General features: G+C 62.3%; 10 protein-coding genes and 1 pseudogene. 2 read left to right on the forward strand and 9 right to left on the reverse strand.

Features of this window, described 5'->3' with window-relative positions; all coding sequences use genetic code 11:
* From NKI67_RS03395 to NKI67_RS03425, 7 genes and pseudogenes are all read right to left on the reverse strand, one after another.
* The gene (locus NKI67_RS03395) at positions 1-1,797 is read right to left on the reverse strand and encodes an ABC transporter ATP-binding protein (protein WP_023674173.1); all 1,797 of its coding nucleotides are present in this window, start codon (positions 1,795-1,797) and stop codon (positions 1-3) included.
* Positions 1,794-2,738, reverse strand: coding sequence for an acetamidase/formamidase family protein (locus NKI67_RS03400; RefSeq protein ID WP_023674172.1), 945 nt, complete (start codon positions 2,736-2,738; stop codon positions 1,794-1,796). The genes NKI67_RS03395 and NKI67_RS03400 overlap by 4 nt, the downstream gene beginning before the upstream one ends.
* Positions 2,728-4,370 (reverse strand): annotated as a pseudogene (locus NKI67_RS03405) (ABC transporter substrate-binding protein). Before NKI67_RS03405 ends, NKI67_RS03400 begins: the two are co-directional and overlap by 11 nt.
* Positions 4,371-4,402: 32 nt before the next feature.
* Positions 4,403-5,323 (reverse strand): ABC transporter permease, encoded by a 921-nt coding sequence (locus NKI67_RS03410; protein ID WP_023674170.1) that lies wholly within the window; start codon positions 5,321-5,323, stop codon positions 4,403-4,405.
* Positions 5,320-6,186, reverse strand: a complete 867-nt coding sequence (locus tag NKI67_RS03415; RefSeq protein ID WP_198023515.1) for an ABC transporter permease — start codon at positions 6,184-6,186, stop codon at positions 5,320-5,322. Before NKI67_RS03415 ends, NKI67_RS03410 begins: the two co-directional genes overlap by 4 nt.
* A 19-nt stretch (positions 6,187-6,205) precedes the next feature.
* Positions 6,206-6,808, reverse strand: coding sequence for an ANTAR domain-containing response regulator (locus NKI67_RS03420; protein ID WP_023674168.1), 603 nt, complete (start codon positions 6,806-6,808; stop codon positions 6,206-6,208).
* Complete coding sequence (locus NKI67_RS03425; RefSeq protein ID WP_023674167.1) at positions 6,805-7,932, reverse strand: transporter substrate-binding protein; 1,128 nt, start codon at positions 7,930-7,932, stop codon at positions 6,805-6,807. The genes NKI67_RS03420 and NKI67_RS03425 overlap by 4 nt, the downstream gene beginning before the upstream one ends.
* 522 nt (positions 7,933-8,454) lie before the next feature.
* Here NKI67_RS03425 and NKI67_RS03430 point away from each other — a divergent pair.
* Complete coding sequence (locus NKI67_RS03430) at positions 8,455-9,570, forward strand: hypothetical protein (protein WP_023674166.1); 1,116 nt, start codon at positions 8,455-8,457, stop codon at positions 9,568-9,570.
* Between the two features lie 304 nt (positions 9,571-9,874).
* Positions 9,875-11,632 carry an adenylate/guanylate cyclase domain-containing protein gene (locus NKI67_RS03435; RefSeq protein ID WP_023674165.1) on the forward strand — a complete coding sequence of 586 codons (1,758 nt, stop codon included), beginning with the start codon at positions 9,875-9,877 and terminating at the stop codon, positions 11,630-11,632.
* Positions 11,633-11,906: 274 nt separating this feature from the next.
* On the opposite strand, the gene nadE is transcribed toward NKI67_RS03435, so the two are convergent.
* Positions 11,907-12,914 carry an NAD(+) synthase gene (gene nadE, locus NKI67_RS03440; protein WP_023674164.1) on the reverse strand — a complete coding sequence of 336 codons (1,008 nt, stop codon included), beginning with the start codon at positions 12,912-12,914 and terminating at the stop codon, positions 11,907-11,909.
* Entirely contained in the window at positions 12,911-14,458 is a 1,548-nt protein-coding gene (locus NKI67_RS03445; RefSeq protein WP_023674163.1) for a class I adenylate-forming enzyme family protein, read from the reverse strand. The genes nadE and NKI67_RS03445 overlap by 4 nt, the downstream gene beginning before the upstream one ends.
* Positions 14,459-14,473: the final 15 nt, after the last annotated feature.

The raw sequence follows: 14,473 nt of genomic DNA on the forward strand, positions 1-14,473 counted from the left end.
TCAAGTGGCGACGAGGTGGCCGTCGCCAACATCTTCGAGCTTGAGTTTCCGGGGCTCGTCACCGATGCGCCGCACAGCGCTTGGAATTTCGCTGTCCAAACGGGCGAACCTGGCGCGGCGCCGGCCTGGATCGGGAACCGGAACGGCTTCGATCAGCCGCTTTGTGTAAGGATGGCGCGGGTTGGAGAAGATCTGGTCGCGGGTGCCCATCTCGACGATCTGCCCCAGATACATTACCGCCACGCGATCGGAGATGTTCTCGACCACCGCCATGTCGTGCGAGATGAAGAGATATGCGACGCCGAATTCGCGCTGCAGCTCCTTCAGCAATCTTAACACGCGCGCCTGCACCGACACGTCGAGAGCAGAGACGCTCTCGTCGGCAATGATCAGCTTTGGTCGCAGCGCCAGCGCCCGTGCAATGCAGATTCGCTGGCGCTGCCCGCCGGAGAATTCGTGGGGATAGCGCTCCATCTGGTCAGCGGAGAGGCCGACGCGTTCGAACAGAGCGGCGATCTGTGCATGCCGTTGCTCTCTGTCGCCGAGGCCGTGGATCAGCAGAGGCTCGGCGACGAGATCGCCGACCCGCATGCGCGGGTCGAGGGACGCGAAGGGATCCTGAAAGATCATCTGCACATTGCGGCGGACAGCCTTGCGCTCCTTGCGGCTGAGCGCCGACAGGTCGTGGCCGCCGATTGAAATGCTGCCGGTGAAGGGCACCAGTCCGGCGATCGCCTTGGCCGTCGTCGACTTGCCGCAGCCCGATTCGCCGACCAGCGACAGGGTTTCGTGCGGCGCGATCGAGAAACTCACGCCTTCGACCGCGTGCACCCTGCGGTCAACGCGGCCGAAGAAGCCGCCGTGCAGGTCGAAGCGGACGTGAAGATCGCTGACAGATACAAGCTCGGCCGGCATGTTGGCGGCATCTTGTCGGTCTTCGGCCGTCCGTCCGCCGCCGATACGCGGCACGGCGGCCAGAAGCTCGCGTGTATAGTCGGCCTGCGGGCGATTGAAGATGTCAGCCGCCCTGCCCTGCTCGACCATCCGGCCGTCGCGCATGATGATGACGCGGTCCGCCATCTCGGCGACGACGCCCATGTCGTGCGTGATCAGGATAACACTGGTGCCGTGCTCGCGCTGCAGGTCGCGCAGCAGCTCCAGCACCTCGCCCTGAACCGTGACATCGAGGGCAGTCGTCGGCTCATCGGCGATCAGCACGTCCGGGTTCAGGGCCAGAGCCATGGCAATCATCACGCGCTGGCGCATGCCGCCTGAGAGTTCGTGCGGATAGTGCTCGAGCCGCCGTTCGGCATCCGGAATTCGGACTGCCTTCAGCGCCTCGAGCGCCCTCAGCCGCGAGTTGGAGCGCGACATCGAGGTGTGTGCCTCGATCGCCTCCGTGAGCTGACGGCCGACGGACAGAACCGGATTGAGCGATGTCATCGGTTCCTGAAAGATCATGGCAATACGGTCGCCGCGGATGCGGCGCATACCGCTCTCGCTGAGAGCCGCGAGATCCTGATTGCCGAGCCGGATGGAGCCTGATCCGATGCGTGCCGCCGGCTGCGGCAGCAAGCCCATGATGGCCAGCGCCGTCATCGACTTGCCGGAACCGGACTCGCCGGCGATGCAAAGCGTTTCGCCGCGCATCAGGCCGAATGTCAGGTCGGAAACGACGTCGCGCTCGCCCTCCTCGCCGCGCACGGCGACGCTCAGACCTGAGACGCTGAGTACCGGCCTGACAGAGCCACTCTCCGCGGCGGCCTGCCCGGATCGTTTGATGTCCTCCACCTTCATTCAAAGACGCAGCGGGGGAAGTAGAACGAAACCACCCAGTTGGGCATGTCGACGATCTCGCTGATGCGCAGGTCACCGCAAACCGAGACGAGCATATAGGCATCTACCGGATCCATGCCGTAGCGGCCGGAGAGCAGGTCGATCATCTGGGAAACGGCGCTCCTGGCGCCGTCCATCAGATCCGGCCCGATACCGGTTGTCACCTCGTAGCCCTTGGCGTCGAGATGCCGCGACACCGGACCGGGCGTTGTGAAACGCGGCGTCCGCAGCCGGGCATCCTTGACCAGATCGAGCGTCAGCACGGCGTTCATGGGGCTCTCGATCGCCGTGCCGCAGACCTCGCCGTCACCCTGCGCGGCGTGCGTGTCGCCGACCGAGAACAACGCGCCCGCGACCTCTACGGGCAGGTAGAGAACCGTGCCGGCGGCGAGATCGCGGATGTCCAGATTGCCGCCCACGCGCCGCGGCGGGACCACCGAATGCAGACCCGGCTCAGCCGGGGCACTGCCGATGGTGCCGGCGAAGGGCTTGAGCGGCACCCGGCCGCTCTTGCCGAACAGCGCCGGTTCGAGCGAGGCGGCGTCGTACTTCCAGATATTCAGTGCCGGTTGAGTGAAGTCATCCGCCAGCAGACCGAATCCCGGGATATTCGCCGTCCAGCCGAAGCCGGACGGCTTGAACGCCTCGATGGTGATTTTCAGGGCATCGCCCGGCTCTGCCCCTTCGACATAGATTGGCCCAGTGACCGGGTTCACCTTGGCAAAGTCGAGCAAAGCAACGTCGTCGACGGTGCTCTCCATCGTCAGCTGCCCGCCGGACGAGTCCAGGCACTGGAACTCGATCGTCGACCCTGGCGCCACCCGTTCGGTCGGGACAAAGGAATTGTCCCAGCCGAAATGATGGTGGCGCCCGTGGATGGTGTAGTCGCAGTTATTGCACATCGGTCACATACACATTGTCGTAGTTGATCGGGATGTGGACCGGGTCGACGTAGAGGTTGTCGGCACCACCCATGCGGGTTGATTCATGGTGAAACGCTGCTCGTTGAAGACCGGTGCCCAAGGCGCGTCTTCCATGATCTTGCCGTAGATCTCGCTCCACATCTTGGCGCGTTCGCCAGCCTTGGCCGGGTCGACGATTGAGTCGGCTTCGGCCGCCTTGGCGTCGAGCTCCTTGTTGCAATACCACGACCAGTTCCAGCCGCCCGGGACGGCACCAGCGCAGCCGAGGATCGGGCCGTAGAAGTTCGACGGATCGGGGAAGTCGGCGATCCAGGCCATGCCGCCGGACCAGATCATCGGCGCACCGGCCTTGTCGCCGCCGGCGGCGATGACGTTGGCCTGCGCGAGCGACTGGATGCTGGCCTTGATGCCGACCGCCGCCAGATCCTGCTGAATGGCCTGCGCGATGCGCGGGTTGGGATCGGTGTTCATGGCAAACAGCTGCGTGTCAAATCCGTCGGGATGCCCGGCCTCGGCAAGCAAGGCCTTGGCCTTGGCCAGGTCATAGGGATAGCCCTTGAATGCCTTGTCATAGCCGGGCATCGACGGCGGCAACGGCTGATTGGCCGGCACCGCACGGTTGTTGATCAGCTGGACGATGCGGTCCTTGTTGATCGCCATGTTGACCGCCTGCCGCACCTTCACGTTGTCGAAGGGCGCCATGGTGGTATTCATGGTGATATAGCCGGTGTGCAACTGGCCGCCCTCGACGACACGGGCCTTCTGCTCGGGATCGGCCATCACCTCCTGGAATTTCGCCGGCGGAATGCCGTCGCCGGGAACGTCGATCTCGCCTTTCTGGAGCCGCAGCAGCGCCACGATCGGCTCCTGGCCGATCTCAAAGGTGATCTTGTCGAGATGCGGCAGACCCTTGTGCCAGTAATCCGGGTTGCGCTCGAAGACCACGCGCTGGCCGAGCGTCCATTCGGCGAGCTTGAAGGCGCCGGTTCCGACCGGATGTTTGCCGAAGTCCGCACCGTATTTTTCGACTTCTTCCTTCGGCACGACATGCGAGAAGTTGATCGCCATGACATGCAGGAAGGTGGCGTCGGGCCGGGTCAGCTCGAACTTGATCGTGTAGGGATCGACGACGGTTATGCCCGCCAGGCTTTCCGCCTTGCCGGCAGCGACGTCGTCATAGCCTTTGATCGAGCCGAAGAAGCCGGCACCCGGGCTCTGTGTCTTTGGATTGGTGACCCGATCGAGCGAATATTTCACGTCGTCGGCGGTCATCTCGCGGCCATTGTGGAACTTCACTCCGTGGCGCAGCTTGAAGGTGAAGGTCTTGCCGTCGGGCGCAATCTCGTAGCTCTCGGCAAGGTCGGGCCGCAGGTTGGTGGTGCCCGGCTCGTAGTCCATCAGCCCGTCGAACAGGCTCTTGATCATCGACCAGTTCTGCCAGTCATAGCCGATGGCCGGATCGAGCGTGGCGACGTCGTCCTTGTAGGTGATGGTGATCGCGCCGCCCTGCTTGGCATTCGGATCGACGGCGTCTTCGGCGCGTACGCTTGTCATGCCAAGCACCAGCGCAAGCGCCGATGCCGCCACGGTCGATATCAGATATTTTCTCATGTCATGTTCCCTTTCTCTGGTTTTCTTGGTTTTCATCTGAGCTTGATGCGTGGATCGATGAACGGTGCGACAGTGTCGGCCAGGAGATTGCCGAGCACGATGGCAAAGGCCGAAACCAGGGTGACCCCCATGATGATCGGAATATCGATGCGCTGAATGGCCTGCCAGGCTAGCTGGCCGATGCCTGGCCAGCCGAACACGCTTTCGACAACCACGATGCCGCCCATGAAGATGCCGATGTCGATGCCGATCATGGCGATGACCGGCAGGATGGCGTTGGGCAGCGCGTGCCGGAAGATAATGGCGCTGCGTGCAAGACCCTTGGCACGCGCGGTACGCACGTAATCCTGGCGCAGCACGTCGATCATCGACGAGCGCATCATGCGGGCGTACCAGCCGGCACCGAGAATTCCCATGGTCAGCGACGGCAGCACCAGATGACGCCAGGTGCCGTAACCGCCGATCGGGAACCAACCGAGCCGCACCGCGAACACATAAAGCAGCAGCAGGCCGACAACGAATTGCGGCGCCGAGACGCCGACGAAGGAGGCGACCATCAGCGACTGGTCGGTGGCGGTGCCACGCTTGACGGCGGCGATGAGGCCCATCGTCAGCCCGATCACGACTTCGCAGGCAATGGCGCCGACCATCAGCAGCAGGCTTGCCGGCAGCCGCGAGACGATAAGCTCCGTGACCTCCGAGCGCTGAATGTAGGAGCGTCCCAGATCGCCGCTGAGCAGACTGATCAGATAGTGCCAATACTGGACGACGAAGGGCTGATCGAGGCCGAGCTGCCGGCGGATGTTTTCGACCGTCTCGGGCGTGGCGCTGCGGCCGGCGATCTGGCGGACGGGATCGGCGGGCAGCAGATAGAGCAACGCAAAGGTGATCAGGGAGACGCCGAGCAAGATGAGCACGGACTGGACAACGCGGCGGCCGAGATAGGCGATCATGCCCGCCCCCTTTGCGTCGGATCGAGGATGTCGCGCAGCGCATCGCCGACCAGGTTAAAGGCTAGCGCCAGCGCCAGGATCGCCGCACCCGGAAAGAAAACCAGCCAGGGCGCTGCCTGAAAATAGGTTTGGTTTTCGAAGATGATGTTGCCCCAGGAAGCAGTCGGCGGTTGCACGCCGATGCCGAGATAGCTGAGCGTCGCTTCAAGAAGCACCGTCGTCGAGATGCCGAGCGTGCCCCAGACGATGATCGTCGGCAAAAGGTGCGGCAGGATATGACGAAACAGGATGCGCGGGGCGCTTGCGCCGATGGTGCGCTCGGCATCGATGAACTCGCGCTCGGAGAGCGAACTTGTCTCGGTGTAGATGACGCGGGCGGTCTGCACCCAGTTCACCAATGCGATCACCATGGCGACGATCCATAGGCTCGGCTGGAGCACCGCCGCCAGGCAGATGGCGAGCAGCAGCGCCGGGAAAGCCATCATCAAATCGGTGAAACGCATAAGCGCGCTGCCGATCCAGCCGCGGAAATAGCCGGCCGTGATGCCGACCAACGTGCCGATCAGAAGCGCCACGCCATTGGCGACGATGCCGATGATCAGCGACGTGCGCGCGCCGAAAAGGAGACGGGTCAGCAGGTCGCGGCCAAGCAGGTCGGTGCCCAGCCAGAATTGGGCCCCCGGCGGCAGTGGCGCGCCTTCAAGCGTGAGCCCGTCGAACATCTGCTCGTTTGGATCGTAGCCTGTCAGCCACGGTGCAAGAATGGCGCCGGCCAAGACAACGGCAATAATCCCGAGGCCGAGTAAAGCGAGAGGCCGTTTTAGCAGACGTCGCCAGACGCCGGCGCGAGGCTTGGCTGGCATACGCCCGGCGGCCGAAAGCTCAGGCGCGATCGGATTGGTCATCGTCGCCTTCTTCTTGTGTCATCGCCACGATCCTGCGCGCGGCTTCCTCGACACTGATTTGCCAGCTCATCGCCAGCGAGCGGAGCTGCGCATAGGCACGGCCGTCCTCGGCGCCCTTCGACAAGACCTCCACCGCGCGTACGATGGTCTGGCGCTCCGCGACCCGCTGACGAAGCGAGGCAATCTCGCCGGCCAGAAGCTTGCGCGCCTCGAAACTCTGCCTTGCGATCAAAAGCGCGCTATAGACGCCGGCATTGCCGACCGGTTTCAGCAACTGCGCATCGGCCTTGTGCGACAATGCCCATTCGACGCGCCCCGGCGCCTCGGAGCCGATCAGTGCTATCAGCGGCATCGGTGCCTCGCCCGGCTTCCACGGAAATTGTTCGTCAAAGCCGAGATCGACGTCGAAGAAGACGAAGTCCGCCGCCAAGGCTTCGGCCGGCAGTTCCGGCCAGAAGCCAATCGCCTCAAGGCCGATGGCCGACAATTGCCTTGTGATCGCCTGCACGGTCGGATGTGGACGATGCAGGACAAAAGCCCTGGCGCCTCCAAGGTTCGGGATACGCGCCATCTTGCTCACGATACCACCCGCAGGCGTGGCCGCCCGAACGTCTCCGTCCGGTCATAGCGGGAAAGGTAGGGATCGGGTGCCACGCCCTTCGTCAGCGTGACCGTTTTGAACGATGTTCCATCGATACGTCCGATTAGCACCGGCAAGGTAGCATGCTGGGTTTGCGGGTCGATGGCGATGTCGCCCAGTGGCGTTCGAAATGATGTTTCGGTAAAGATCTTGGGAAGGTCCGTCCATTGTGCACCGGGGTTGCGGGTGAGGATCTCGGCGAGCATGCGCACCGAGGCATAAGCCGCCGCCTCGAAGGACGAGGCCGGCATGACGGAAGGCACTGGAGCCGCACCGCGATCCGCCCCCGAGATGTCGTGAAAATAGGGCCCAACGGAAAGGTGGCCATCGCCTGCCCCATTGAGCGCCGGCAATTCGCATTCCGTGAGATTGCAGGACAGGATCGGGCAACGCTCCGGCCTGAAATGCGGGTCGCGCCGGCCAAGCTCCGCATAGGCAGCGATGAAGGCATAAGAAGAAGGGCCGATGAGATTGTTCAGAATGAAATCAGGTCTCGTCGCCTGTATCTCCGCGATCAGCCGCGCAACATCGACCTCGCCGAGCGACAGATAGCGTTCGCCCAGCACCTTGCCGCCAGCGTCCGCAATCAGGTCGCGCGCCACGCGGTTGGTCTCCCAACCCCAGATGTAGTTGGAACCGAGCAGGAAGCCGTCGGCGCCGAAACGAGGCACGACATAGGCAAGCAGCGGTACGAGATGCTGATTGGGGCAGGCGTGTGTGTAGACGACATGCTCGTTGGCTTCGAAGCCCTCGTACGGGCAGGCGTACCACAGCGTGCCGCCTGCCCTCTCCAGGATTGGAATGACCTCCTTGCGGCTCCACGAGGTGACGCAGCCAATGATGTGACGCGCGCCGCTGTTGGCGAGAATGTCCGCGCAGCCGCTTGCATAGCGATCGATGTTGCCCTGCGGGTCGCGCTCGATCGGGATGAATTCGAATGGGATAGCGGGATCGGCGTTGACGTCGGCGATGGCGTTCATCGCACCCGCACGGCAGGATTCGGACACCAGCCGGTAGTTGCCGGACCGCGAATAGAGAATGCCGATCTCGATATGCCGTTTCAAGCAATGCCTCAAAATGACAATGCCCCGCAGCCACCGCCGCCAGGCGAGAGCATACGAGGCATTCTTGCCGCCCGGCGGTCAGAGCCGGTATTTGTCCTCACCGTATTACGCCCGCGCTCCCAGTCAAGAGCCGCCACGCGAAACTTTGGCCAGCCGAAACGGTTCGGCGCGGAGCACGCAACCCATGCCGCTGGTCGTGTAGAGCCCGCCAGGAACCAAAATTGCTGATGTCCAGGTATGGGCCCGGACAAACCCGGTTCGCTACCATTCAAAGCAACGACTTTAATATCGGTTTACCTGAATCTGCTAGCAGCAATGACGCCGGTTTTTCGTCGGTCAAGCAAAGGGTTCCATCTTGCCGCAGCAATTCAGCACTCCGTTCGGTCACCGGGGCGATCGCAACTGGCCGAGGTTGCACGGCTTCATGGGCGTCGAGTTGGAACGCGCGCCCGATGTTCTCGTGCCTCGCGTCGCCCTGGCCCGGAAGCTCGGTGGATGGGACTTTGGTGGCGGGAGCCGGGCTTGAGCGTCATTCGCGCCTTGCAAGGCGCCGACCTCCCGGCAGTTGCGAACATGTTTCAGCGCGTGCTGTTGAAGGAGAGGACCGAAGCGCCGGCCTCTCTCGTGGAATACATGAAACGGTTTTATCTGGATGCGCCCGGTTGCGCAGACAACCTCCGGTCGCTTGTCCATGTCAACGACGCCGGTCGCGTCTCCGGATTTGTCGGCGTCCACGTCCTGTCTATGACGTTCAACGGCCGACAACTACGCGCGGCCATCTGTAGCTCGCTCATGGTCGAGGACCATGAGCACGACCCGCTGGCCGGCGCCCGCTTGCTGAAAGCTTACCTGGATGGTCCGCAGGACATCTCCTTCAGCGAGACGGCCAACGATATTTCCGTGAAATTGTGGACCCGGCTGCGCGGCGTGGTCCTGCCGCAATACAGCCTTGACTGGGTCCGCGTGATGCGCCCCGCGGCCTTCATGCTCAGCCTTTCCGCCAATCGCATGGCGCTTGCGCGAATGCTCAATCCGCTGGCGCGTACAGTCGACCGATTTTACTGCAGAAGGATGACGTCCAGCGAACGACGTTGGTCGGGTGTGGCGGTGGACGGGGCAGGCCACGGAGCGTTTCGCACATCCGAAATCGACAGCCACGCATTTGCCAGGCTCATCGAACCGTTTACCGCTCAATTCGCCCTGCGCCCAGATTGGACGGAAGGCCAACTCGACCACATCCTGACCGATGCGGCACAAAAGCCGGATCTGGGCGAGCTTGTCTACGTTTGTGTGACGTCGCCAGTCGGCACCAATGTCGGCGCTTTCGCCTATTACGCACGAAAGTATGAAATTGGTCGCGTGCTGCAGATCTTTGCCCTCCCCGGCCAGGCGGGCCCGGTGATTGACTGTCTGATCGATCACGCCGCCGCGCGCGGCGTCAGCGGCCTGCGCGGACGCATTCAACCTGCACTTCTGGAGGCGATGCTTGGACGACGCATTGCTTTCCTGACCGTTGCCTCAACGGTGGTGCATTCACGCGATCCAGAGCTTCTGGACGCCATGAAGAACTCGCAAGTTTTCCTGAACGGGCTTGCGGGCGAGCAGTGGAGCCGGCTGATCGGCAGCCGTTTCAGCTGAGGCGGGATGCTTTCAAGTTGAACCGAGCATCCCGCTCTATCTATTTATTTTAGGCGCGTTTCCACTTGGCTGCAAAATGCTTGGGTCAAAACCCAATCACTCTGAACGACCGAGTTCGACCCTTTGCCGTCATCCAGTTGGGAGCGTCGCATGACGCGATCTGACCCTTGTCCGACATTCGGGCTCTCATGCAGCATGGTACACAGACCCGAAAAGCTGTCTTTCAGGGGCGGCGGCAATGGCATCAACCTGCGACCTGCTGTAAGCTTGGAAAGCGGGTAACAATCCGCGAAGGATTGGGGGGATGGAACGTCATCTCGCAGCCGTCCTGATTGCCGATGTCGTCGGCTATGGCCGCTTGAGCCAGATCGACGACGAGGGTACGCGTGCGCTTTTCCGAACCGACCTGAACGAAGTATTCGAGCCAAGGATCGCTGCGCACCATGGTCGACTGGTGAAAACCATGGGAGATGGGATGCTGGTCGAGTTCCACAGTGTGGTCGACGCCCTACGCTGCGCCGTCGAAATCCAGCAACAGAAGGCGGAGGTGAACGTTCTCACGCAGCCAGAACGGCGGCTTGATTTCCGCATCGGCATCAATCTGGGCGATGTTATCGTTGAGGGTGACGACATCCACGGCGATGCGGTGAACATCGCCGATCGGCTGCAAGGGCTGGCGGAACCTGGAGGAATCGCGATTTCCGCCACCGCCTGCGACCATGTGAGGGGAAAGGTGCCGATCGGCTTTGCCTCACTCGGCGTGCAGAAAATGAAAAGTATCGCCGAACCGGTTCGCGTGTACCGTGTCTTGATCGACCCCGCTACTGCGGGCAAGATCGTCGGTGCCAAACCAGGCCTTTCTTCCGGCGACGACAGTAAGCCGCCGGTAATTGCGGTTTTGCCGTTCGAAAACCTGAGCGCCGACGACGGCTGGACGCGGCTGGCAGACGGCCTGTCGGCCGACATGATCGGCGACCTAGCGCGCTATCCCGACCTTGCGGTCATTTCGCGCCAGACCATGCAGTCCTATCGGGGACGGGCGAGCGACACACGCTCGGTTGGACGGGAACTGAACGCCGATTACCTGCTGGAAGGTACCCTCCAGGCGATCGGGCGGCGTGTCCGCGTCGCGGTGCAGCTGGTCGACACCCGGACCGGAGCCAACCTCTGGTCGGCGCGGTTCGACGAGTCGACCGATGATTTTTTTCTCATGCAGGACAGCATCACACAGAACGTCATCAATGCCCTGGCAGGCACTTTCGGCAAGCTCGCCAATCTCGGGCGTGAGGTGGCTCGGCGGAAGCCTCCCTCGAGCCTGGGTGCTTACGACTGCTATCTACTCGGGGTGGAACTGCACGACAGATTCACGACCGATGCGAGGGCAGAAGCCATACGCATGCTGTCCCGCGCCGTGGAACTCGACCCCGGCTTCGCGCGGGCCTGGATGACGTTGGGATTGGCACATGCGGTCGACGCCTTCAATGCCTTCACGCCAGATTCAGCCGCTTCGGTCGAGCGCTGGCGAAAATGCGTGGAAAAGGCTCTGGCGCTCGACCCTACCGATCCGATGACGCGCCTTTACATGGGCGCTCTCCGCGCCATTGACGGCGATATCAGCGGGGCCGCAGAGGAATACGACCGGGCGCTGGCCCTGGCACCCAATGACGCCGATGTGCTGTCGATGCTTGCCTCAAGCCGAGCTCTCGTGTGTGGAAATCCGGAAGAAGGCTGTGCTCTTGCCGAACGGGCGCTTCGCCTCAATCCGCAGGCTCCGAGTTGGTACTACGCGCAGCTCGCCCGGGCGCGGTTCGTCGCCGGTCGCTATGCCGACAGTCTGTCGTCGCTGTGCCAAAGTCCGCCGGATATTCCCGTCACTCTGATGTTCCGTGCCCTGTGTCACGCGCTGCTCGAAGAGCCGGCGCAGGCGCAGTCGATCGCCAGGCGGATTGCCGTCGAGTTTCCAAGGTTCACCGTCGAGAACTTCATCCGAACCTATCCCGTCACCAATCCTCTGGCCCTCGCTGCGATTAAGGAAGGGGCTCGTCGCGCAGGTATAGCGTAGAGCCGAAAACGGTGCCTAGCTGAGGGGGGACGCGCTTCCTGGATATGCCACTTGGTAAGCCGGGCCCCGCTTCCGGCACAGGCTGAAGGTCTGCTTCGTAGCGCTAACTGGGCGCTGGCGTGACCCCTGCTAAGCTTCCGCTCCTGGCGCAACGTGCTCGTCTGGCAGATGAGACGAACGGCAACTTCCCGCCCATCTCGGCCATTGGCGGCAGCCTGCTGATTGAGTTTTGACCCTAAGGCGCTTTTTGGGACGTGGCCGGTCTCGAAGCAGGTCAGGTACCGAGTTCTTCGACTTCCTCGACGAGTTGCGGACGCTGGTGCAGATAACGCGTCGCCTTGCGCTTGGCGATGATATCGGCCCAGACGCGTTCCACTTGTGAGGCGGCCAACCCCGCCGCCTGCCCCACCACTTCGGCCGCCATGCCGTTGTTGAGACCGTAAAGGCAAATATCCATACGGTCATATGGAAGCGAGAAGTAGAACTCCTCCTGTGTCTGCGCCAGCGAGTAGGTATCGGTGGTCGGCGGCCGGTTCCGGATTTCCTCCGGAACGCCGAGATGGGGCGCCATCGCATAGACCTGCGTTTTATAGAGGTGGGCGATCGGCTTGACGTCCGCGGCGCCGTCACCGTTCTTCACGAAGAATCCCTGATCATATTCCAGCCGGTTCGGTGTTCCAAGAACGGCGAAGTTCAGACGATCAGCATGATAGTATTCGATCTGCTTGCGGGTGCGCTGCTTCATATTGGTAGCGGCGACGACACCGAGATAGACAGGCAACGGCATTCTCAGTTTCGTCTGCTTGCCTTCGGGATCCTGCACCACCAGCGACGAGATATTATAGCCTTGGCCCTCGAGCGCGTTCGCGATCACGATCTTCGAGGCCCAGCCTTCGCCGTATTCCGGGACCAATTCGCGGATGAAGGCGTCGCGGCGCTGGTAGCAGCCCATTGCGCGCAAGGCCGGCCCGATATCTTCCGTCACAGCCTCGACACCAAAAGTTTCGGCGACGAGCCGGCCGAGCCGCAGGCTTTCGGGATCAGAATCGCTTTCCGGCATGAACAGGCAAAGCACATTCCGCGGACCGACGGCACGTGCGGCCAACGCGACCGACACGCTCGAATCGATCCCGCCCGAAAGACCGAGCACAAGGCCCCGCTTGCGAAGCCCGCGCAACTGCTGGCGCAAGGCTGTTACGATACGGTCCGTTTCAGCGGCTGGGTCGATCGCCAGAGCCTTCGCCACAAAGGTCCGCGCGTCCTCGGTCGGGCGAACATTCATTGCGCGGCCTCCATCATCTCTGCCGCAAGCCGACGGCTGACCTTGCCGGTATCGGTCTTAGGCAGCTCGCGGCGGAACTCGATGACCTTGGGCACCATGAAGTCCTCAAGGTGGCGTGCACAGTGACGTATGATATCCTTTTCGCCAAGCGCTGGGTCGGACCGTACGACAAATGCGCCGATCGCATGCCCAAGCACAGCATCCGGCACGCCGAAGACAACCGCTTCCGCGATGCCCGGATGAGCGTGAAGCGCGGCTTCCACTTCCTTGGGCGCCACCTTCTCTCCCCGTGTCTTTATGATGTCGTCCTTGCGGCCGACGAAATAGAGAAAGCCGTCCTCATCGGCCCTGAACAGATCGCCGGTGTAGAGAACCTTCTCCCAAGGGTTCGGGCCTGGGCGCAGGGTTTGTTCCGTCGCAGCTTCGTTTCGCCAATAACCCTGCATGACGTGCGGCCCGCGAATGACCAATTCACCTGCTATGCCCGGCGGCACTCGTTGCCCGTGGTCGTCGACGATAAAGGCTTCGGTGTTTGGAATGGCTATTCCGACCGACCCCGGCCGGCGGTCGAGCTCCTCGGGCGGCAGATAGGTGCAGCGCTTGCATTCCGTCAGGCCATACATCGAATAGAGCCTGACACCGGGAAAAAGGAACCGCAAGCGTTCTATGTGAGCCGGCGGCAAGGCAGCCGCCGTGTTGGAAATATAGCGAAGGCTGGGCAGGAAGCCCGGCGCCAGATCACGCATCTGCAGGATCATCGCTGCCATCGTGGGCACGAGCGGAAGCCCGGTGACGCCTTCCTGGCGGATGCGTTCAAAGACCGCCTGGGGAAAAGCGAAGGACTTCTCGAGCACGAGCGTGGCGCCGAGCCTGACAGCCATCAGCAACTGATAGAGGCCGTAGTCGAAAGCGAGGGGCAGAACATTCAAGATGATGTCGTCGGGCGAGTTGCGCAGGTAGGTGGTGATGGAGTCGGCCGCCGCGTCGCAATTGCGGTGCGTCATCATCACGCCCTTGGGCCGGCCGGTCGAGCCCGAGGTGTAGATCAACATCGCAAGATCGACGTCAACGCCGCGGTGGTCAATCTCCCTGGCTTGGAGCGTCAAGCAATCCGCCAGGGATGTGGCCCCTGCCGGGCATTGGTTATCGGCACCAACGGTGGAGGCCACGAAGATGCCGGTCTTGCCGGACGATCCGCACGCCTCGGCGACCACGGGCATCAGTTTTGCTTGCGTGAGGATCGCAGCTGCGTCGCAATCGGCGATGATGTAGGCCAGCTTTTCGGCCTTGGTGGATGCATTGATCGGACTGAAAGTCGCGCCTGCCTTAAGAACTGCGAAAATCGAAACCGCAGCCTCCCAGCAATTGTCCATGAAGATCAGGACCCGGTCGTCGCGACTGACGCCATTCATGAAAAGGGCGGCGGCCAGACGGCTCGAATGATCGTCCAGCTCTTCATAGCACAGCCTTTTGTGCTCGGTGATCAATGCCGTTTTGGCTGGATGGGCAGCGGCCTTCGCCGTCAGAAAATGTTCGATCCGCACGGACGCTCCTCGCCG

The sequence above is a fragment of the Mesorhizobium sp. M0408 genome, from assembly GCF_040321495.1.
Classification (GTDB): domain Bacteria; phylum Pseudomonadota; class Alphaproteobacteria; order Rhizobiales; family Rhizobiaceae; genus Mesorhizobium.